General features: G+C 74.6%; 17 protein-coding genes and 1 pseudogene. 12 read left to right on the forward strand and 6 right to left on the reverse strand.

Annotation, left to right across the window (positions count from 1 at the left end; genetic code table 11):
* Positions 1 to 63: 63 nt before the first annotated feature.
* Positions 64 to 1329 (reverse strand): annotated as a pseudogene (locus tag QC282_RS12880) (phosphatidylglycerol lysyltransferase domain-containing protein); the annotation flags it as partial.
* Positions 1330 to 1725: 396 nt separating this feature from the next.
* Here QC282_RS12880 and QC282_RS12885 point away from each other — a divergent pair.
* A complete protein-coding gene (locus QC282_RS12885) occupies positions 1726 to 2943 on the forward strand; it encodes a hypothetical protein (protein WP_279549433.1) in 1218 nt (405 codons plus the stop codon).
* Positions 2944 to 3060: 117 nt separating this feature from the next.
* Here QC282_RS12885 and QC282_RS12890 read toward each other — a convergent pair whose 3' ends face one another.
* Both QC282_RS12890 and QC282_RS12895 read right to left on the reverse strand, forming a co-directional pair.
* Entirely contained in the window at positions 3061 to 4350 is a 1290-nt protein-coding gene (locus tag QC282_RS12890) for a PH domain-containing protein (protein ID WP_279549453.1), read from the reverse strand.
* A 68-nt stretch (positions 4351 to 4418) separates the two neighbouring features.
* A complete protein-coding gene (locus QC282_RS12895) occupies positions 4419 to 4949 on the reverse strand; it encodes a PH domain-containing protein (protein ID WP_279549434.1) in 531 nt (176 codons plus the stop codon).
* 31 nt (positions 4950 to 4980) lie between these two features.
* On the opposite strand from QC282_RS12895, the gene QC282_RS12900 reads away from it, so the two are divergent.
* Positions 4981 to 6132 (forward strand): NADH-quinone oxidoreductase subunit D, encoded by a 1152-nt coding sequence (locus QC282_RS12900; protein WP_279549435.1) that lies wholly within the window; start codon positions 4981 to 4983, stop codon positions 6130 to 6132.
* On the opposite strand, the gene QC282_RS12905 is transcribed toward QC282_RS12900, so the two are convergent.
* Positions 6097 to 7119 carry an SAM-dependent methyltransferase gene (locus tag QC282_RS12905; RefSeq protein ID WP_279549436.1) on the reverse strand — a complete coding sequence of 341 codons (1023 nt, stop codon included), beginning with the start codon at positions 7117 to 7119 and terminating at the stop codon, positions 6097 to 6099. The genes QC282_RS12900 and QC282_RS12905 overlap by 36 nt on opposite strands.
* 118 nt (positions 7120 to 7237) lie before the next feature.
* On the opposite strand from QC282_RS12905, the gene QC282_RS12910 reads away from it, so the two are divergent.
* The 3 genes from QC282_RS12910 (at position 7238) to QC282_RS12920 (ending at position 9887) form a co-directional block, all read left to right on the forward strand.
* On the forward strand, positions 7238 to 8440 hold the full coding sequence (locus tag QC282_RS12910; protein WP_279549437.1) for a sensor histidine kinase: 1203 nt from the start codon (positions 7238 to 7240) through the stop codon (positions 8438 to 8440).
* 111 nt (positions 8441 to 8551) lie between these two features.
* Positions 8552 to 9223 carry a response regulator transcription factor gene (locus QC282_RS12915; protein WP_279549438.1) on the forward strand — a complete coding sequence of 224 codons (672 nt, stop codon included), beginning with the start codon at positions 8552 to 8554 and terminating at the stop codon, positions 9221 to 9223.
* A gap of 31 nt (positions 9224 to 9254) precedes the next feature.
* Entirely contained in the window at positions 9255 to 9887 is a 633-nt protein-coding gene (locus tag QC282_RS12920) for an AAA family ATPase (protein WP_279549439.1), read from the forward strand.
* Positions 9888 to 10035: 148 nt separating this feature from the next.
* Here QC282_RS12920 and QC282_RS12925 read toward each other — a convergent pair whose 3' ends face one another.
* On the reverse strand, positions 10036 to 11142 hold the full coding sequence (locus QC282_RS12925; RefSeq protein ID WP_279549440.1) for a DUF5937 family protein: 1107 nt from the start codon (positions 11140 to 11142) through the stop codon (positions 10036 to 10038).
* Between the two features lie 351 nt (positions 11143 to 11493).
* Here QC282_RS12925 and QC282_RS12930 point away from each other — a divergent pair, with 351 nt between their 5' ends.
* Positions 11494 to 11709 (forward strand): hypothetical protein, encoded by a 216-nt coding sequence (locus QC282_RS12930; protein WP_279549441.1) that lies wholly within the window; start codon positions 11494 to 11496, stop codon positions 11707 to 11709.
* Between the two features lie 27 nt (positions 11710 to 11736).
* On the opposite strand, the gene QC282_RS12935 is transcribed toward QC282_RS12930, so the two are convergent.
* The gene (locus QC282_RS12935) at positions 11737 to 12933 is read right to left on the reverse strand and encodes a low specificity L-threonine aldolase (RefSeq protein ID WP_279549442.1); all 1197 of its coding nucleotides are present in this window, start codon (positions 12931 to 12933) and stop codon (positions 11737 to 11739) included.
* 179 nt (positions 12934 to 13112) lie between these two features.
* Here QC282_RS12935 and QC282_RS12940 point away from each other — a divergent pair, with 179 nt between their 5' ends.
* The 6 genes from QC282_RS12940 to QC282_RS12965 all read left to right on the forward strand — a co-directional run bounded on the left by QC282_RS12940 (position 13113) and on the right by QC282_RS12965 (position 20053).
* The gene (locus QC282_RS12940; RefSeq protein WP_279549443.1) at positions 13113 to 14099 is read left to right on the forward strand and encodes a Rossmann-like and DUF2520 domain-containing protein; all 987 of its coding nucleotides are present in this window, start codon (positions 13113 to 13115) and stop codon (positions 14097 to 14099) included.
* Positions 14096 to 15088 (forward strand): pantoate--beta-alanine ligase, encoded by a 993-nt coding sequence (gene panC, locus QC282_RS12945; protein WP_279549444.1) that lies wholly within the window; start codon positions 14096 to 14098, stop codon positions 15086 to 15088. The genes QC282_RS12940 and panC overlap by 4 nt, the downstream gene beginning before the upstream one ends.
* Positions 15085 to 16806, forward strand: a complete 1722-nt coding sequence (locus tag QC282_RS12950) for an L-aspartate oxidase (RefSeq protein ID WP_279549445.1) — start codon at positions 15085 to 15087, stop codon at positions 16804 to 16806. Before panC ends, QC282_RS12950 begins: the two co-directional genes overlap by 4 nt.
* 5 nt (positions 16807 to 16811) lie before the next feature.
* The gene (nadC, locus tag QC282_RS12955) at positions 16812 to 17789 is read left to right on the forward strand and encodes a carboxylating nicotinate-nucleotide diphosphorylase (protein ID WP_279549446.1); all 978 of its coding nucleotides are present in this window, start codon (positions 16812 to 16814) and stop codon (positions 17787 to 17789) included.
* 11 nt (positions 17790 to 17800) lie between these two features.
* Entirely contained in the window at positions 17801 to 18598 is a 798-nt protein-coding gene (locus QC282_RS12960; RefSeq protein ID WP_279549447.1) for a type III pantothenate kinase, read from the forward strand.
* 651 nt (positions 18599 to 19249) lie between these two features.
* Positions 19250 to 20053, forward strand: a complete 804-nt coding sequence (locus tag QC282_RS12965) for a hypothetical protein (RefSeq protein WP_279549454.1) — start codon at positions 19250 to 19252, stop codon at positions 20051 to 20053.
* Positions 20054 to 20120: the final 67 nt, after the last annotated feature.

Raw genomic sequence — 20120 nt, forward strand, 5'->3', positions numbered from 1 at the left:
CTCGCTGCCGGTGCCGGTGCCGGCGCCCGTGCCCATGCCCGTGCGGATGCCCGTGCCGGTCCGGCGACGCGTGCCGGTGCCGCGACGCCTTTCGGAGGCACGACGCGGGCCGGCTGTGCTGCGGATGCGGTCCGGTGCGGCTTCGCCGAGGTCGCCAAGGTCGCCAAGGCCACGGACGCGTCGTACGCCGGTTTTCCGACTGGCGCGCTCGACGCGCTCGATGCGCTCGACCGTCCGGCGCACGGTGCGCGTCGCGCGGCCGGTGAGGAAGGAACCCCCGGCGTCCACCACCGCCGCGTCGCCCGCTCCGAGGGGGGCGATGCCGGTCTCGCGGGTCCACACCCGGCCGCCGGTCTCGGAGCAGCCCGTGACGGCGGGGGTCCAGGAGTGGGCGCGGGCCTCGTCCATGAAGCGTTCGATGGCGCCGGGCCAGGCCGCGACGTCGCCGACGGGGTCGCCGCCGGCGAGCATGACGCCGGAGACGACGCGGTACGTGACGGCGGCCCTGCCGCTGGGGGAGAAGACGACGGCGCTGTCACGGCCCGGCGCGAAGCGGCCGGGGTTGGCACGGCCGCCGTGTCCGGCGAGCAGGACGCGCAGGCGGGCCTCGTCCTCCGGGGTGGGACGGGCGACGGAGCGTGCGGGGCGCAGGGCCAGGTAGCCGGTGGTGAGGGCGGTGAGCAGGCCGAGGGCGCCCAGGGAGAAGGCGACGGTCCAGGCCGTGCGGCCGTGGTAGGCGACGGGGCCTTCGAGGCCGCAGAGGCCGTAGAGGACGTGGGTGAGGCGGTCGGCGAGGCTGGGGGAGCCGACCGTGCGGCCGGGATGGGCGCTGACGACGACCAGGCCGAGGAGGAGCGAACCGGCGCCCATCAGGACGAAGTTGGCGAGAGCGCGCCAGCGGCCGCGCGGGTCGGGCGGGGCGGCGAACCGGCGGCGGTGCCGCAGCAGGGGGACGAGCGGGGCCAGGGAGACCAGGAGGCCCCCGACGGAGTGCTGGTGGGCGAACTGGGCGACGGCGCCTGCCGGGAGGAGCGCGACCGCCGCGCGCCACGCGCGCCGCTGACCGCGTTCGAGGCCGGGTGCGAGCAGGATCAGCAGGACGCCGACGCCGAGGGAGAGCGCGGCGGCCAACGGGCCGAGCACGCCCGGCAGTAACGCGGTGAGGGCGTGCACGCGGCTGTGCCCGATGTGCGGGAGGGCGCCGGCGACGATGTCCACGAGTCCTGCCAGGGCGCAGGCTCTGGCGGCGTGGACGGGCAGGGCCTCGGGGCGGGGGCCGCGCAGGGCGCGCGGCAGCCGCCGTGGCCGGGGCGGAACCCCGCTCGGCATTTCCACATCGGTCCTGTCAGCCATCGCATCCCGTGGTTCCGCGAGAGATCCTGGACCCGGTGCCGATCAGGGCATCCGGCGACATTGCGCCCTCTAGGACGGAGTCTTGGCGGAGGAGGTTCACTCACTTTCCCCGGACGTTTGTGAAGGCCGGGCAACGCGGTGGGCGCGGCGAGCGGGTGACGCCGCGCCGACGGCGCTGCCTGCTGCGGCACCGGCCCGTGGCCGTGCCGGGCGTCTCCGAAAGGAGCGGGCGATAAACGATCTTGGCGGAATTCCTGATTGCCCGTGAGGCCTTCGGTATGGCTTTGTTTTTACGGCCCGGGGCGCCAAGAATCGCCTACGCGCGGTAAGTTTCTGGCCATGCCACGTGGACGTCATCGCCATTCCCCGCCCTTGCACAGGCTGCTGCCCCCGTCGGCGATCGCAGGCGTCTCCGTCGTCTGCGCGCTGGGACCCTGGGTGTTCTCGGAAGCCGCGGTGCTGCGCGGCCTGGCCGCCGCCGCAGCGGTGACCGCGGTCGCCGGCGCCGTCGTCATGCGCCGCTGGGACATCCAGGCGGGCAAGCAGGTCGCCGACCTCACGCGCGCGCGTGCGAGCGACGAGTGGCGGCACGAGGAACGCGTCGCGGAGCTGGAGACCGACCTCGACGAGTCGCGGGAACTGCGCGGCAAGCTGGAGCAGAAACTGCGGGCCAAGCGGGCGGAGCTGGCGGCCTTGCGCAACGAGCACGCGGCGCTGCTGCGGCGGTACGCCACGGCGGAGACCGAGCGGGCGAGCGCCCTGGAGGGCCGCCGCCTGCTGGAGATCGAGGCGGCGACGCCGGCCCGTGCGCTGCCCCCGGCCCCCGTCCCGGCGCAGGCGGCACCGCCGGCCCAGGGGAACGGGCGCGAAGTCGCGGATGCCGGGGCCGGGGAGACGCCGGCCGTCCCCCGGGTGTTCTCGCCGGAGGGTGCCCAGCTGTTCCTGCGGGCGCGGGCGGCGCTGGCCAGGTTCGACTCGGGCAAGTCCGACGGGGACACGTCCGAGGGGCCCGAGGGCCCGGACGGGCTCGACCCGGACACGTCGGAAGGCCAGGCGGCGCATCCGAACGGGGGCGGGGACGACGACGGGTCGCCGAAGGGCGGCGGCGGTGCGCCCAAGGGCCGTCAGGCCGGGGCGGACGCCGGGGCGGGCGCCGCCGGCGACGGCACCGCGCGGGAGGACGCAGCGCAGGGGAAGCCCGAGGCGTCCGACGCGCACGAGCACGCGACCGCCCACTCCGCGGCCCCGCGGTCGCAGGGCGCGCAGGGATCCGGCCACTTCGCGGTGCCGACCGCGGTGGCCGTCGTGCCCCAGGCGCCGGTGCGGCGTCCGTCGGCCGAGGGCGGGTTCGACTTCTTCGGCACGAAGCAGCGGACGCCGGCGCGGGGCAGCGCCCTGGACGCCGTGCAGAACGAGGACCTCGCCGACGTGGTCGGTCAGGAGGCCCTCGCCCTGCACAAGGCGGAGACGGAGGCCGCCTTCAAGCCGGCCGACGCCGAGTCCCGGGAGAACCTCCAGGTGATCGACCTGACGGCCCACGACGAGACCGAACAGATCGACGTACAGGATCTGCGCAGCGCGGCGTCCTGACGGCGGCCGGACGGCCGGGGACGGGCTCGAAGGCGAACGCGGGGCAGGCGGAGCACGCCGCCCCGCGTTCGTGCTGTCCGGACCCGGGCGCGCGCCGCCCGGGTCCCGCTCACACGGTCACGCGTCCGGCGCTGACGCCATCCACCGGTCCGGGCGGGCGTCCCTGCGGCCGGTGCGGGAGCGTTCGGCCTGGGCGCGCAGGAGGTCCGCGGCCTCGTCGGCGTCTCTCAGACGGGCCGTCACCGTCTTGTTGGCGCCGGTGTCCACGTGCACGTTCGCGACCCGGCACAGCCGCTCCCACGGCCCCTGCGTGAGCCGTACGCTCTGCACCTTCGCGTGCGGGACCAGTGCGAGGCTGCGCCGCAGCAGCCCGGAGCGGGCCGCGAACACCGCGTCGGAGACGGCGAGTCCGTAGCCCCGCCACCACACCGGCACGCACCGCGCGGCACGGCGCGGCGGCCGGGACAGCTCCGCGCGCGGCGGCACCGTCACGCCGGGCAGCACGCGCGCGACGATCGCCCCGGCCGCCTCGCGCGGAGCGACCGGCACCAGCACGGAGTTGGACGACCCGGCCACGTCCAGCTCGACGCGCACCCAGTCGCGCCGCCGCCACAGCAGCGGCTGCACGATCCGCACCGTCTGCACCCGGCCCGGCGGCACCGTCTCGTGGGCGCGGTCCAGCAGCCCGTGGTCGAGACGCAGCCCGTCGGGGGACTCGCCCACCGTCCAGTCGTACTCGCCGACGAAGCGGCCCACGCTGCTCGCGCCCGCCGCGCCGAGCAGGGGCACGGCGGTCGCGAGGACCGTCCACACGCTGTGCGTGAACAGCCACAGCACCGGCGGTACGACGAGCGCGGCGGTCAGCGTGCCCCAGGTCGCGCCGGTCAGCAGCAGCGAGACGGCGAGCACGCCCGCCGGCACGCGCAGCAGCTCGCGGGAGGGCGCCTCGCCGACCTCGTGCGCGGTCTCGGGGGCGAAACCGGCCGCACGCGCGAGGAGTTCGGCGCGCAGCGCGCGTGCCTCGCCGGCGCCCAGGAAGGCCAGTTCGTCCTTCTTGTCCGTGCCGATGACCTCGAGCCGGAGTTTCGCGACGCCGGCGACGCGGGCGAGCAGCGGCTGGGTGACGTCGATGGCCTGGATGCGCTCCAGCCGGATGTGCGCGGTGCGCCGGAACAGCAGGCCGGTGCGGATGCGCAGTTCGGTGTCGGTCACCGCGAAGTGCGTGAACCACCAGGTCATGAAGCCGTACAGGGCGGCGGCCGGGAGGAGCACGGCGAGACCGACGAGAAGGGTGCCGGTGGTCAGCCTGGTGAGCTGGCGCTGCGCCTGGTCCGGGTCGTGGACGGCCCACCCGGCGACGACGGCGATCGGTGCCCAGGCCCGCCTGAGCGGCGTGACGGGGTGCAGCCGCCGCTCGGTGACCCCGTCGCCGGGGAGCGGGGCCGCGGGGGCCTTCCCGTCCTCGTCCGGCGTCGTCACAGCCCCGCCGATCGGGCCTCGCCCAGTTCGGTGAGGCGGTCGCGCAGGCGTTCCGCCTCGGCGGGGTCCAGGCCCGGGATGGTCGCGTCGGTGGCCGCGGCGGCCGTGTGCAGCTGTACGCCGGCCAGCCCGAAGTGCCGCTCGACCGGCCCGGACGTCACCTCCACGAGCTGCATGCGCCCGTACGGCACGACCGTCTCCTGACGCCACAGCACGCCCCGGCTGATCAGCAGGTCGTCGGCGCGTTCGGCGTACCGCCAGGAGCGCCAGTTGCGGCCGAGCATCACCCAGCCCCACGCCAGCACCGCCAGCGGCAGCAGCGCGCACGCCGCCCAGCCGGGCCCGGCGAGCAGTCCCGGCAGCAGCCCGGCGGCCAGCGCCAGCAGTCCCAGCCACACCACCAGCAGCAACCGCCGCATCCGCAGCAGGTCGCGCGGCAGTCCGGTCCACACCGGCTCGCCGTCAGCCGTGGCCGTGGCCTCCGTCGCACCCGGATGCCCGGCGCGGTCCGTGCTCCCCGTCTCCATGAGGCCAGCGTACGTAGGAGAGACTGTGTTCATGACTCCTACGACGGAGACCATGGTCGGTATCGGCGGCGCCGCGGAGAGCACCGACATGGTGCTGAACATCGGGCCCCAGCACCCGTCCACGCACGGTGTGCTGCGGCTGCGGCTGGTCCTGGACGGCGAGCGGATCACGAGCGCCGAGCCGGTGATCGGCTACATGCACCGAGGCGCGGAGAAGCTGTTCGAGGCGCGCGACTACCGCCAGATCATCATGCTCGCCAACCGCCACGACTGGCTGTCGGCGTTCTCCAACGAGCTCGGCGTGGTCCTCGCCGTGGAGCGCATGCTCGGCATGGAGGTTCCCGAGCGCGCGGTGTGGACGCGCACCCTGCTCGCCGAGCTGAACCGCATGCTTAACCACCTGATGTTCCTCGGCTCGTACCCGCTGGAGCTCGGCGGGATCACGCCGGTGTTCTACGCCTTCCAGGAGCGCGAGACCCTCCAGAACGTGATGGAGGAGGTCTCCGGCGGGCGCATGCACTACATGTTCAACCGGGTCGGCGGCCTGAAGGAGGACCTGCCGGCGGGCTGGACCGCACGCGCGCGTGCCGCCGTCGCCGCCGTGCGCTCACGCATGGACCGCTTCGACGACCTGGTCCTCGGCAACGAGATCTTCCGCGGCCGCACGCGCGACGTGGGCGTCCTGTCGCCGGAGGCGGTGCACGCGTACGGGGTCAGCGGGCCGATCGGGCGGGCGTCCGGCGTCGACTTCGACCTGCGCCGCGACGAGCCGTACCTGGCGTACGGCGAGCTCCAGGACGTCCTGAGGGTCGTGACCCGGCAGGAGGGCGACTGCCTGGCCCGCTTCGAGTGCCTGCTGGAGCAGACGCACAACTCCCTGGACCTGGCGGACGCCTGCCTGGACCGGATCGCCGACCTGCCGCCCGGGCCGATCAACCAGCGGCTGCCGAAGGTGCTGAAGGCACCCGAGGGCCACACGTACGCGTGGACCGAGAACCCGCTCGGCATCAACGGCTACTACCTGGTCAGCAAGGGCGAGAAGACGCCGTACCGGCTGAAGCTGCGCTCGGCGTCGTACAACAACATCCAGGCGCTCATCGAGCTGCTGCCGGGGACGCTGGTCGCGGACATGGTGGCGATCCTGGGGTCAATGTTCTTCGTCGTCGGGGACATCGACAAATAGGTCCGCGTCGCCCTCGACGCCCACCGGCTGGAGCAGCCAGCCGAAGCCGCCGAGGCCGCCCTCCGCGGTGAGCTCGGCGGCCTCACCGGCGCCCGCGAGAGCGCGGACGTACGCGGCCGGGTCCCTGGACGCCAGCGCCAGCGCCGGGCGTGCGCCGGTGACGCCGAGGGCGCGCAGCGCGGTGCGCTGGGACAGCAGGCGCGCGCCGGGGAGTGCGCAGGCGTCCAGGGCGACGTGCGCGGTGATGTCGCAGGACCCGTCCGGCACGGGCGCCGTCTCGCGCCCCTCGCGGAAGCCGGTGAGCGTGCCGAACGGCGGGCGGGCGTGCGCCGGGTGCGCGTAGTCGACGGCGACGGCCAGGCCCCGGTCGAGGGTGCCGACCGCCCGGGCCCAGGCCTCGTCCCTCGGGAGCCCGATCTCGGCCCGCAGTCCCTCCTCGGCCGGCAGCGGCCACCAGCGGGCCAGCCAGTCGGCCTCCGGCCCGGTGACCGGCTCCCCGAGCCGTTCGGTGCCGTCCCGGCCGACGAGGACGCGCCGGACGACGCCGGCGGAGTCCACCTCGGCGACGTCCACGGGCACGTTGTCGAGCCACTCGTTGGCGAACAGCAGGCCCGTGACGCCGTGCGGGGGCTCGGGGAGCCACTCGATCCGGTGGTCGAGCCCGGCGGGCCGGCCGGCGATCTCGACGGCGTACGCCCGCGTGCGCGCCGCCACGCCGGCGGGCAGCGCCGCGAGGACGCCGGTGACGAGTTCGCCGCGCCCGGCCGCCATGTCGACGAAACCGAGCTCCCCGGGCCCGCCCAGCGCCTCGTCGACCCGGCACAGCAACCGCGCCACGGCCCCGGCGAACAGCGGCGACGCGTGCACGGACGTCCGGAAGTGCCCGGCCGGCCCCTCGGGCCTGCGATAGAACCCCGCGGGCCCGTACAGCGCCTCCCGCGCCGCCGCCCGCCAGCCCCGCCACTCGCCCGTCGTCTCCGCTGCCACCGGGCCAGGCTAAGCGCACATGAGCGCGGTCCCTCCACCTTGCGGAGTATGCGGGGCGGGTACGGATCGGCCCTCCGGTTGACTCCTGCACACACCACGCTTCCCTACGCTGGGTTACGTGCAGCGCCTCTATGACTTCCTCCGCAGGCACCCGACCGGGGTCGACACCTTCTGGGCCGTCGTCCTGCTCGGGATCGCGGTGGTGTCCGAAAGCCCTCGGCAGGAGGCCAACGGGACCGATGCGCCGATGCTCATCGTCCCGGTCATCCTCCTGTTGTGCCTGGTCATAGCGCTGCGCCGGCGCATGCCGGAGCGGATGCTGCTGCTCGCGCTCGGGGTGGGGCTCGCGCAGCTGGTGCTGGACGTCGGGACGATGGCCGCCGACTTCGGCATGCTCGTGATCATCTACACGGTCGCCGCCGAGGGCGCGCGCTGGGCGTCCCGGCTCGCGCTGGGCGCCGGCCTGTGCGCCGCGTCCGCCGCGCAGCTGCGCTGGCCGAACGACTACACGGGCGTCGCGGGCAACATCGCGACGGCCGTGTTCCTCACCGTGCCGTTCGCGCTCGCCTGGGTGCTGGGCGACTCCATCCGCACCCGCCGCGCCTACTTCGCGCAACTGGAGGAGCGCGCCGCTCGGCTGGAGAAGGAGCGCGAGGCGCAGGCCAAGGTCGCGGTCGCCGCCGAACGCGCCCGGATCGCACGCGAGTTGCACGACGTCGTCGCGCACAACGTCTCCGTGATGGTCGTGCAGGCCGACGGCGCCGCCTACGTCCTGGACGCCGCGCCCGACCAGGCGAAGAAGGCCCTGGAGACCATCTCGTCCACCGGCCGCCAGGCCCTCGCAGAGATGCGCAGGCTGCTCGGGGTGCTGCGCACCGGCGAGCACCAGGAGGCCGGCGAGTACGTGCCGCAGCCCGACGTCGAGCAGATAGAGGACCTGGTCGAGCAGTGCCGCGGGGCCGGGCTGCCCGTCGACTTCAAGGTCGAGGGCACGCCGCGCCCGCTGCCCAGCGGCGTCGAGCTCACGGCGTACCGCATCGTGCAGGAGGCGCTGACCAACACCCGCAAGCACGGCGGACCGGACGCGGGCGCCAGCGTGCGCCTGGTCTACTTCGACGACGGTCTCGGCCTGCTCGTCGAGGACGACGGCAAGGGGGCCCCGCACGAGCTGTACGAGGACGGCGGCCTGGACGGCCGGGGACACGGCCTGATCGGCATGCGGGAGCGGGTCGGCATGGTCGGCGGAACCCTGGACGCGGGCCCGCGCCCGGGCGGAGGATTCCGCATCAGCGCGCTGCTCCCGCTCAAACCCGCGCACTGACGTCGACGCACGCCCCCGGTTGACACCTGTCACAACCCCGTCCGGGGCACCGGACGGAACCCCGCCCCGGAAGACCCCGAGACAGACCGAGAGAGAACGGAAGAGGCCCCGATGGCGATCCGCGTGATGCTCGTCGACGACCAGGTGCTGCTGCGCACCGGGTTCCGGATGGTGCTCGCCGCCCAGCCGGACATGGAGGTCGTCGCGGAGGCGGGCGACGGCGTCGAGGCCCTTCAGGTGCTGTCCTCGACCGAGGTCGACGTCGTGCTGATGGACGTCCGCATGCCGAAGCTGGACGGCGTGGAGGCCACCCGCCGCATCTGCGCCGCGCCGAACCCGCCGAAGGTGCTGATCCTGACCACCTTCGACCTCGACGAGTACGCCTTCTCCGGACTGAAGGCGGGCGCCTCCGGCTTCATGCTCAAGGACGTGCCGCCCGGCGAGCTGCTCACCGCGATCCGCGCCGTGCACAGCGGCGACGCGGTCGTCGCGCCGTCGACCACCCGCCGCCTGCTGGACCGTTTCGCGCCGATGCTGCCCAGCAGCGCGAACCAGCCGAGGCACAAGGAGCTGGAGCGGCTCACCGAGCGGGAGCGCGAGGTCATGGTGCTGGTCGCGCAGGGCCTGTCCAACGGGGAGATCGCGGCCCACCTCGTCCTGTCCGAGGCGACCGTGAAGACACACGTAGGCCGCATCCTGACCAAGCTGGGACTGCGGGACCGCGTGCAGGTCGTGGTTTTGGCCTACGAGACGGGTCTCGTACGGGCCGGTGGACTGGGCTGACGGGGTGCGCGGGCGTCGGTAGGGTCTGCGCATGCTCCTGTGGATCAACGGCCCCTTCGGGGGCGGCAAGACACAGACCGCACACGAGATCCAGCGCCGCCTGCCCGGCAGCGTCATCTGCGATCCCGAGCACGCCGGGTTCGGTCTGCGCCGCATGCTTCCTCCCGAACTGCGCGGTGACTTCCAGGACTTGGCCGCCTGGCGGCAAGGTGTCGTGGAGGTGCTGGACCTCGCGGCCGGCAAGCACGACGGTGTGGTGATCGTGCCGATGACGGTCACCGACTCCGGGTACTTCGCCGAGACCGTCGGCGCCCTGCGCGAACGCGGCCACGACGTACGGCACTTCACGCTCCTCGCGGAACGCGAGACCGTGCTGCGGCGGCTGCGCGAACGCGGCTTCGGGCGCGCCCTGCGGTACGCCACGGGCCAGAAGGCCGGGCCGCGCGCGGAGAGTTGGGCCGTGCGGAAGCTCGACCACTGTCTGGAGCGGCTGAGCGAACCGGAGTTCGCCGAGCATCTGTGGACCGACCACTCGACCGTGCCGAAGACCGCGGACCGCATCGCCGTCCTGGCCGGGCTGCAACTGCGGCCCAACAAGGGGGGCGCGCTGCGCAACAGGCTCCGGCAGGCGCGGGTCGGGCTGCGGCACATCCGCTTCGACTGACGCCCGGCGCACCGCACCGCTGACGCCCGGCGCACCGCACCGCCGCCGGACACGGGCAGGCATCCGGCGGCGCGCCGCCCGAGGGATCCCCCGCATCCGGCGGCGTCCCGCCCGAGGGCTCCCCGGCCCGGACGGAGATCCCGGCGGGCTATCTGAGGATGCCCTCCAGGAAGTCGCTGCCCAGCCGGGCCACCACCGTCACGTCCAGCTGGTGCAGCACGTACCGCCCGCGGCGGCGCGTCGTGACCAGGCCCGCCTTCTTCAGCACCCCGAGGTGCCGGGATATCTCCGGCGCCGTCATGCCGTGCACCTGGGCCAGCTCGCCCGTGGTGTACGCGCTGCGGGCCAGGTGGCGGCAGATGCGCATGCGGACCGGGTGGGACAGGGCCGTCATCCGCAGGGCCAGCTGCTCGACGGACGGCGGGGCGGCGAGCTCCGCCGAGCCGACCGGGTAGTGCAGCACGGGCTGCCAGCCGTACCGGTGCAGGACCATCAGGTGCGGCCAGCCCAGGCTCGTCGGGACCAGGAGCAGGCCGACGTCCCGGGTGGCCGTGTGGCCGTCGCCCAGTTTGTCGACCGTGATCCTGGCGGCGGACTCGTCCAGCGTCACCGCCGGGGACACCGCGGCCAGCGCCCCGGCCAGGCCCTTGTGCCGCAGCAGGTCCGTCTTGTGACGGGCGTCCGCCGCGAGCTGGTGACGCAGCCGCGCCCAGGTCTCCGCGAAGAACGCCTCGTCGCAGTCCCGCAGGAACTGCCGCAGCCAGGACCGGATGCGCGGCGGGTCGGCCAGCAGCCGCTCGCTGAAGCGCATCTGCTGCGGTCCGCGCGCCGCCGCCAGGTCCAGGGCGCGCCGGCGCACCTCGGCGTCGGCCAGCGCGGCGGGTCCGCGCGAGCTGTACGGCAGCGCGCACGTGAACTCCAGGGCGGCGTCCACGAACTGCTCGTCCGACAGCTTGTCCAGCACGTCCAGTTCCTCGGCGAGCGTGGCGCCCGGCAGCGTGTGGCCGCCCGGCAGTCCGGCGCACGGCAGGAACAGGTCCGAGAACGTCGTCCGCCACAGGAAGTCCGCCTCGCACATGCGGTCCGCCAGGTGCGAGTCGAGCCGGGCGGTCACGCCGGTCGCCCAGCCCCGCAGGCCGGGATGGTGTCCCGGCTCGGACAGCGCGTGCAGCGCCATGCCGAGCTCGGCCAGCGGCGAGGGCGCGACCCTGATGATCTCCGGCCGCAGCCCCGCGATGTCGATGTCCACGCCCATGCCCTCATGGTGCACCCCGCCACTGACAACGCGGCCCTCGTTTGACGGCCGCCGTCAATCGACGGGACTTCGCCACGACGGCGGCGCAACCTGGGAGCACCGGGCCGCCGCGGAGCCCGAAAAGCACAGGTCACACGGTTCTCGGAGACGTCTCCCGACGTCTCGGGCCGCTCGTCCCCTGAACCCCTCACGTCTCGTACACCTCGTACGCCTCAGGTCCGGTACGTCTCGTGCGTCTCGTACGCCTCAGGCCTGTACGCCTCATACGTCTCGTAGGCATCGACGTCTCGCACGTCTCGCATGCCTCCTACGCCTCCTACGTCTCCCCCAGTCCCGAGAGGGCGATCCGCCATGAGCATCACCGAGCAGTACCTCCTCGACACCTACCGCGCCCGGCAGCGCGGCGAGCCGGCCCCGCCCGCACCGGGCGCCCACGACTGGCAGGTCGTGCGCGAACTGCGCGACCGGCGGGAGTTCCGCGCGGTCCTCGCCGGGCGCCCGGCCCGCGGACGGGTCCGGCGGGCGATCGTCCGCCGGCTGCACCTGCGGCCGCGCTCCGCCGGCTGACCTCCCGGTGCCCGTTGGCGGCGGGCCCTACGGCCGGTCCGGCCGGCCCTGGGCGAGCCGGGCGGCGAACTCCGCGACCGCCCCGGTCACATCGTCCGCCGTCCACTCCAGACCGGCCGCCCGGACGTGCACCTCCGTGCAGGCCAGACCCGGCCCCTTCGGCTGCCAGGCGTGCGCGAACAGCATCGTCCCGGTGTCCTCGGCCGTGCGGATCGCGGCCTCCGACAGGGTCTCGGTGTCGTACGGCAGCCACACCTGGAAGTCGTGGGTGTGCGGCACCTCGGGGTGCACGCGCGCCCACGGCAGCCCGGCTGCCGCCAGCCCTTCGCGCAGCGCCGCGGCGACCACGCGTGCGTGGCGGACGTACTCCGGCAGCCGCGGCAGTTCCCGCTCCAGGCCCGCGAGCGCCGACAGGACGGTCGGGAACTGCTGGAACAGCATCCCGCCGTAGCGGTGGCGCCACGCCTTCGCCTCCGTCACGAGCGTCTGCGGGCCCGCGAGCGCGGCGCCGCCGAAGCCGTCGAGGGACTTGTAGAACGACACGTAGACGCTGTCTGCGAGGCCCGCGATCTCGTCCAGCGGGCGGCCGAAGTGGACGGTCGACTCCCACAGGCGCGCGCCGTCGAAGTGCACCACCGCGTCACGCTCCCGCGCCGCCTCCACGACCTCGGTGAGCTCCTCCCAGGTCGGCAGCACGTAACCGGCGTCCCTGAGCGGCAGTTCCAGCATCAGCGCGCCGAAGGGCTCCTCGAAGTCGCGTACCTCGGCCGCCGTCGGCAGCCGGGGTTCGCCGGTCACGCGGACCGGGCGCAGGCCGCTGACCCGGCTGAACGCGTTGCGCTCGTGCACCTCCGGGTGGCTCAGGGCGTGCAGGGCGACGGTGGGGTCGCCGGTGCGGCCGACCCAGCAGCGCAGGGCGACCTGCTGGGCCATCGTGCCCGTCGGGAAGAACGCGGCGGCCTCCGTGCCGAGCAGCTCGGCGGTGCGCTCCTCCAGGGCCTCCACGATGCCGTTGCCGTACAGGTCGGACGGTTCGTCCAGGTCGTACAGCTCGGGCGCCGACTCCAGCAGCGCGAGGCGGTCCCGGAGGGTGCCGAGGGCACCGGGGCGCGCGAGGACTCGGTGTGCGCCCCGGTGGGCGGCCGTGCGCCGCTCCCGGAGGCGTTGCGTGAGGCCGTCGTGGTCGTCTTCGTGGACGGGAGCGTCGTGGAGGGGTGTTTCCATGGGCGGATCATCCCGTGCGCCGACCCGCGCGGGCACCGCATTCCCCACGCCGTACGGCTCAGCCGTCCACAGAAACCCACAGCCTGTGGACAACTGGGCTGCCCCCGAACCGATCGCGTTAACATGACGAGAAATCGTCCGGTACCCAGAGCGGACTGGAACGGGAAGGCCGCCGTCGCGTGAGTACAAGCCAACAGCCAGATCCCCGGGACCGCCCCGCGCGGCTCACCGTCGGCGTCGTGGGCGCCGGACGCGTGGGCCCGGCGCTCGCCGCGTCCCTGCAACTCGCCGGGCACCGTCCGGTCGCCGCCTCGGGAGTCTCCGACGCCTCCCGCAGACGTGCCGCACAACTGCTCCCCGACGTGCCGCTCGTGCCGCCCGCGGAAGTCCTCCGCCGGGCCGAGCTGGTACTGCTGACCGTCCCCGACGACGCCCTGCCGGACCTGGTCACCGGGCTCGCCGAGACCGGCGCCGTACGGCCCGGCCAGCTGCTGGTGCACACCTCCGGGCGGTACGGCGCGAAAGTCCTCGACCCCGCCCTGCGCGCGGGCGCGCTGCCGCTGGCCCTGCACCCGGCGATGACCTTCACCGGCACCCCCGTGGACGTCCAGCGGCTGGCCGGCTGCTCCTTCGGCGTCACCGCGCCCGACGAGCTGCGGCTGGCCGCCGAGGCCCTGGTCATCGAGATGGGCGGCGAGCCCGAGTGGATCGCCGAGGGCAACCGCCCGCTGTACCACGCGGCGCTCGCCCTGGGCGCCAACCACCTCGTCACCCTCGTCGCCCAGTCGCTCGAGCTGCTGCGCACGGCCGGCGTCGAGGCACCCGACCGGATGCTCGGCCCGCTGCTCGGCGCCGCCCTGGACAACGCCCTGCGCTCCGGCGACGCGGCGCTCACCGGCCCCGTCTCGCGCGGCGACGCCGGAACTGTCGCGGCACACGTGCGTGAGCTGCGCGAGCACGCGCCGGACACCGTCGACGGCTACCTCGCGATGGCCCGCGCCACCGCCGGCCGGGCGCTCGCGTCCGGCCTGCTCAAGCCGGAGCTCGCGGAGGACCTGCTCGGGGTACTCGCCAACGGCGGAGCCCACGGCACCCACGGCACGCACGGAACGGACGGGACCGACGGGACCGACGGCACGGAAGGCACCGAAGGGGACGCCCGATGACCACCACCCTGCTGCGCACCGCCGACGAACTCCACGCACGCACGCGTGCGGGCCGCCGCGCCGTCGTGATGACCATGGGCGCCCTGCACGAGGGCCACGCCACACTGATCCGCACCGCGCGCGGCATCGCCGGACCGGACGGCGAGGTCGTGGTCACGGTCTTCGTCAACCCGCTCCAGTTCGGCGCGGGCGAGGACCTCGACCGCTACCCGCGCACCCTGGACGCCGACATCAAGATCGCCGAAGAGGCCGGCGCGGACGTCGTGTTCGCCCCGTCCGTGGACGAGGTCTACCCCGGCGGCGAACCCCAGGTCCGGATCAGCGCGGGCCCCATGGGCGAACGCCTGGAGGGCGCCTCCCGCCCCGGGCACTTCGACGGCATGCTCACCGTCGTCGCCAAGCTGCTGCATCTCACCCGGCCCGACGTCGCGCTGTACGGGCAGAAGGACGCCCAGCAGCTCGCCCTGATCCGGCGCATGGTGCGCGACCTGAACTTCGGCGTCGAGATCGTCGGCGTCCCCACGGTGCGCGAGGACGACGGCCTGGCCCTGTCCAGCCGCAACCGCTACCTCTCGCCCCAGGAGCGGCGCACCGCCCTCGCCCTGTCGCGCGCCCTGTTCGCGGGCCGCGACCGGCACGCCGCGCAGGAGGCGCTGCGCGCCCGGGCCCGCGAGTGGCCCGCCACGCGCGAGCGTGCCGAGGCACTCAGCGCCATAGGCGAGTCCCGCGCCGCCGCCGACGCGCACGCCGTCTCGAAGGCCGCCCCGTGCGCCCCGGCAGCCGTCCGCGCCGCGGCCCGCCTGATCCTGGACGACGCCGCCCGCCTCGATCCGCCCCTCACCCTGGACTACCTCGCGCTGGTGGACCCGTCCGACTTCACCGAGATCGCCGACGACCACACCGGCGAGGCCGTCCTCGCCGTCGCCGCCCGGGTCGGTGCGACCCGGCTGATCGACAACATCCCCCTGACCTTCGGAGCCGCCTCGTGACCAGCACAGGCATACGACTGCACGCGCCCGCGCCAGGGTGGTCGATCCCGGCCGACGTCGTGGTCGTCGGCTCCGGCGTCGCGGGGCTCACCGCGGCGCTGCGCTGCGAGGCCGCCGGGCTGCACACCGTCGTCGTCACCAAGGCCCGCCTGGACGACGGCTCCACGCGCTGGGCGCAGGGCGGCATCGCCGCGGCGCTCGGCGAGGGCGACAGCCCCGAGCAGCACCTCGACGACACCCTGGTCGCGGGCGCGGGCCTGTGCGACGAGGAAGCGGTCCGGCTCCTCGTCACCGAAGGTCCCGGCGCCGTACGCCGCCTGATCGAGACCGGCGCGCAGTTCGACGAGTCCGCCGAGGGCGGCCTGGAGCTCACCCGCGAGGGCGGCCACCACCGGCGCCGCATCGCGCACGCGGGCGGCGACGCGACGGGCGCGGAGATCTCCCGGGCCCTCGTGGAGGCGGTACGCGCGCGTGGCGTGCGCACCATCGAGAACGCGCTCGTCCTGGACCTCCTCACCGACGCCGACGGCCGCACCGCCGGCGTCACCCTGCACGTCATGGGGGAGGGCCAGCACGACGGCGTGGGCGCCGTGCACGCGCCCGCCGTGGTCCTCGCGACCGGCGGCATGGGCCAGGTCTACTCGGCGACCACCAACCCGTCGGTGTCGACCGGCGACGGCGTGGCCCTGGCGCTGCGCGCGGGTGCCGAGGTCAGCGACCTGGAGTTCGTGCAGTTCCACCCCACCGTGCTGTTCCTCGGTCCGGACGCCGAGGGCCAGCAGCCCCTGGTCTCGGAGGCCGTACGGGGCGAGGGCGCCCACCTGGTCGACGCGGACGGCGTGCGCTTCATGGTCGGACAGCACGAGCTGGCGGAGCTGGCGCCGCGGGACATCGTCGCCAAGGGCATCATGCGCCGCATGCAGGAGCAGGGCGCCGAGCACATGTTCCTCGACGCCCGGCACTTCGGCGCCGACATGTGGGAGCACCGCTTCCCGACGATCCTCGCCGCCTGCCGCGTGCACGGCATCGACCCCGTCACGCAGCCCGTCCCGGTCGCCCCCGCCGCCCACTACGCGTCCGGCGGCATCCGCACCGACGACCGGGGCCGCACGTCGGTCCCGGGCCTGTACGCGTGCGGTGAGGTCGCCTGCACGGGCGTGCACGGCGCCAACCGGCTGGCGTCCAACTCCCTGCTGGAGGGCCTGGTCTACGCGGAGCGCATCGCCGCCGACGTCGCGGCGAGCCACGCGGAGGACGTCCTCCACGCGCGCGTGCCCGAACCGGTCCCGTACCCGGAGACGCCGGACCACCCGCTGCTCGCGCCCGAGGCCCGGTTCACCATCCAGCGGATCATGACGGAGGGCGCGGGCGTCCTGCGCTCCGCCGACTCCCTCGCGAAGGCCGCCGACCACCTCCAGCGCCTGCACAGCGAGGCCCGCGACGCCCTGCACGAGAACGGCAAGACGGCCGAGCCCGGCGTCGACACCTGGGAGGCCACCAACCTGCTGTGCGTGGCCCGCGTCCTGGTCGCGGCGGCCCGGCTGCGCGAGGAGACCCGCGGCTGCCACTGGCGCGAGGACCACGCCGACCGCGACGACACCGCCTGGCGCCGCCACATCGTCGTACGCCTCAATCCGGACCGCACCCTCGCCGTGCACACCACCGACACCGCAGACTTCCCCCCGACCCTCCCCGCGCGACGCCCTCAGGAGCAGTGACAGCAGTGACCTCACCCGACCTTCCCCTCGCCCCCACCGACGGCTGCGGTGACGGCTGCGCCTGCGGCGGTGACACCGGCGAGGAGTACCTGGAGTGCGGGCTCGACCCCGCCCTCGCCCAGCTCCTGACCGAGGCCGGACTCGACCCCGTGGAGGTCGAGGACATCGCCAACGTCGCCATCCAGGAGGACCTCGCGCACGGCGTCGACGTCACGACCGTCGCGACCATTCCCGAGGACGCGGTGGCCACCGCCGACTTCACCGCGCGGGAGGCCGGCGTCGTGGCGGGCCTCCGGGTCGCCGAGGCGGTGATGTCGATCGTCTGCACGGACGAGTTCGAGGTGGAACGCCACGTCGAGGACGGCGACCGCGTCGAAGAGGGCCAGAAGCTCCTCTCCGTCACCACCCGCACCCGCGACCTCCTCACGGCGGAACGCAGCGCGCTGAACCTGCTGTGCCGCCTCTCGGGCATCGCGACGGCCACGCGCGCGTGGGCGGACGTCCTGGCGGACACCGGGGCGAAGGTCCGCGACACCCGCAAGACGACCCCCGGCCTGCGCGCCCTGGAGAAGTTCGCGGTCCGCTGCGGCGGAGGCATGAACCACCGCATGTCGCTGTCCGACGCGGCCCTCGTCAAGGACAACCACGTGGTCGCCGCGGGCGGCGTCGCGCAGGCCTTCCGGGCGGTCCGCGAACGCTTCCCGGACGTGCCGATCGAGGTCGAGGTCGACACCCTGCACCAGCTCCGCGAGGTCGTGGACGCGGGCGCCGACCTGATCCTGCTGGACAACTTCACGCCGGGCGACTGCGAGGAGGCGGTGGCCATCGTGGCCGGCCGCGCCAAGCTGGAGGCCTCGGGCCGGCTCAGCCTGGCCAACGCCAAGGCGTACGCGGACACCGGCGTCGACTACCTGGCGGTCGGCGCGCTGACCCACAGCTCCCCGATCCTGGACATCGGCCTGGACCTGCGAGCGGCGGAGTAGGGGGAGCGGTCGTGCTGCTGACGATCGACGTAGGAAACACGCACACCGTCCTGGGCCTGTTCGACGGCGAGGACATCGTCGAACACTGGCGCATCTCCACGGACGCGCGCCGCACGGCCGACGAGCTGGCGGTACTGCTCCAGGGCCTGATGGGCATGCACCCCCTCCTCGGCGACGAGCTGGGCGACGGCATCGACGGCATCGCCATCTGCGCGACCGTGCCGTCCGTCCTGCACGAACTGCGCGAGGTCACCCGCCGCTACTACGGCGACGTCCCCGCCGTCCTGGTGGAACCGGGCGTCAAGACGGGCGTGCCGATCCTCACCGACAACCCCAAGGAGGTCGGCGCGGACCGCATCATCAACGCCGTGGCGGCGGTCGAGCTCTACGGCGGCCCCGCGATCGTCGTCGACTTCGGTACGGCGACGACGTTCGACGCGGTGTCCGCGCGCGGGGAGTACATCGGCGGGGTCATCGCGCCCGGCATCGAGATCTCCGTCGAGGCCCTCGGCGTCAAGGGCGCGCAGCTGCGCAAGATCGAGGTGGCCCGGCCGCGGAGCGTGATCGGCAAGAACACGGTGGAGGCGATGCAGGCCGGCATCATCTACGGCTTCGCCGGGCAGGTCGACGGCGTCGTGAACCGCATGGTGCGGGAGCTGTCCGACGACCCCGACGACGTGACGGTGATCGCGACGGGTGGGCTGGCGCCGATGGTCCTGGGCGAGTCGACGGTGATCGACGAACACGAGCCGTGGCTGACGCTGATGGGGCTCCGCCTGGTCTACGAACGGAACGTGGCCCGCATGTGAGGCACCGGCACCGGCGTTGCAGTGACCGCGGGCGCGGGGCGGCGTTGCGCCGACCGGGGCAGGGGGTTCGCGCGGCCCGGCGCTGACGGGTTGCCGCCCGCGCCCACCCGTGCCGCCCCGGGCGGCACGCATGCCCGCGGCTTGCGACGTGCCGCCGCCCGGCGTTGCCCTGCGACCCCGCGTCGCGGTGACCGCAGTGTGGGTCGCGCGGCCCGGCGCTATCGGGTTGCCGCCCGCGCCCACCCGTGCCGCCCCAGCGGCACGACTGCCCGCGGCTGGGTGGTCCGTAGCCGCCCGCTGCCCGTCACCTGCGCGGGATGGGCCACCGGGCGGCAGTCGCGTACGGCGGGAAGGGGACGTGTCGGGGGGTGTCCGCCCGCAGCGGTTGGCGCGTCAACGCCAGGGTGTTTTCAAGTGACCGATTTCGCGCCGTTCCGAGGACGGACACCCCCCGGCGCGGCCCCGACCCACCCCCGACGCGACAGCGCTACGCAAGCCACCCACCGAACCCGCACAGGCCGCCGCAGGCACCCGCACCCGCAGGCATCCACCGGAGTGGCACCCCCGCGCCACACCCCCACCCTGCGCCCGGTTTGTCTGATTAGCGCGTATCGTCGCCGCATGCCCACGCCATACGGATCCCGCGGCGGCATGGCGTTCGGTGTGGAGGAGCTGCGTGTGCTCCGCCGCGCCCTCGCTCTAGCCGTTCACCCCAGCCCCGCCTCGGCCGAGGACGTCAAGGACTGCCTCCGGCTCGCCGATTCGCTCGACGAGGCGATGCGGGAGGGCGTCAGGCTGCGCGCCTTCCTCGTGGCCGACCTCGCCCGGTACCGCGCCGCCCTCCCCGGCACCGCCGTCGGCTACCTGGCCCTCCTGGAGGAGGCTCTGGGCTCCGGTTACCGCCCCGTCCCGGACGACCTCGCCGCCCTGCGCGCCCTGCGCGGCAACCCCACCGCGGCCGCCCTCCTCACCCACTGCGAGACCCTCGCCGAGCAGGACGTGCGCACCCGCCTCGCGGCCCGCACGACCCACGCGACCCGCGTGGCGCGCACGGCAGGCGCGGCCACCCCGGACGCCCCGGCCGACCGGCCCGCCCAGGCGACCTTCGGTCCCGCCACCCCCGTCATCCCACCCTCCCGCACCCGCCTCCTCGCCATCCCCGGCGGCCTCTCCGAGTCCGGCCGGCCGCGGCCCCCGGCCGGGGAGCCCGAGCGCACCCCGCAGCCCTCCATCGCCGCCGGCCAGGACCCCGCCCAGGCTCCCGCCCAGAAGCCCGGCGGGAAGCCCGCTGAGAAGCCCGCCGCCCCCACGCCCGCCCCCGCCCCCTCCCCGGCCGAGCCGGACACCGGCACCCCCAAGCCGGGCCGCCCGATCCCCACCCCGGGCGAGGTCTTCCCGCGCCGCAAGCCCACCCCGCCCCCGGCGAACCCGCCCCAGCAGCTGGCAGCAGGCTGACGCGAGCCCCGGGGCGGCGACCGCCCCCCCCCCCGCCGCCCCACCCCCCACCTCACGCACCCCCCCC

Origin of the sequence: Streptomyces sp. DH24, from assembly GCF_029813775.1 — a bacterium.
GTDB lineage: Bacteria > Actinomycetota > Actinomycetes > Streptomycetales > Streptomycetaceae > Streptomyces.

What these genes read in the sequence shown, in the direction of transcription:
- QC282_RS12965 (WP_279549454.1), top strand. Translation starts at nt 19,250, where the DNA reads ATGGCGTTCGGTGTGGAGGAGCTGCGTGTGCTCCGCCGCGCCCTCGCT.
- QC282_RS12925 (WP_279549440.1), bottom strand. Translation starts at nt 11,142, where the DNA reads ATGGGCGTGGACATCGACATCGCGGGGCTGCGGCCGGAGATCATCAGG.
- QC282_RS12915 (WP_279549438.1), top strand. Translation starts at nt 8,552, where the DNA reads ATGGCGATCCGCGTGATGCTCGTCGACGACCAGGTGCTGCTGCGCACC.
- panC (WP_279549444.1), top strand. Translation starts at nt 14,096, where the DNA reads ATGACCACCACCCTGCTGCGCACCGCCGACGAACTCCACGCACGCACG.
- QC282_RS12895 (WP_279549434.1), bottom strand. Translation starts at nt 4,949, where the DNA reads ATGGAGACGGGGAGCACGGACCGCGCCGGGCATCCGGGTGCGACGGAG.
- QC282_RS12930 (WP_279549441.1), top strand. Translation starts at nt 11,494, where the DNA reads ATGAGCATCACCGAGCAGTACCTCCTCGACACCTACCGCGCCCGGCAG.
- QC282_RS12935 (WP_279549442.1), bottom strand. Translation starts at nt 12,933, where the DNA reads ATGGAAACACCCCTCCACGACGCTCCCGTCCACGAAGACGACCACGAC.
- QC282_RS12920 (WP_279549439.1), top strand. Translation starts at nt 9,255, where the DNA reads ATGCTCCTGTGGATCAACGGCCCCTTCGGGGGCGGCAAGACACAGACC.
- QC282_RS12900 (WP_279549435.1), top strand. Translation starts at nt 4,981, where the DNA reads ATGACTCCTACGACGGAGACCATGGTCGGTATCGGCGGCGCCGCGGAG.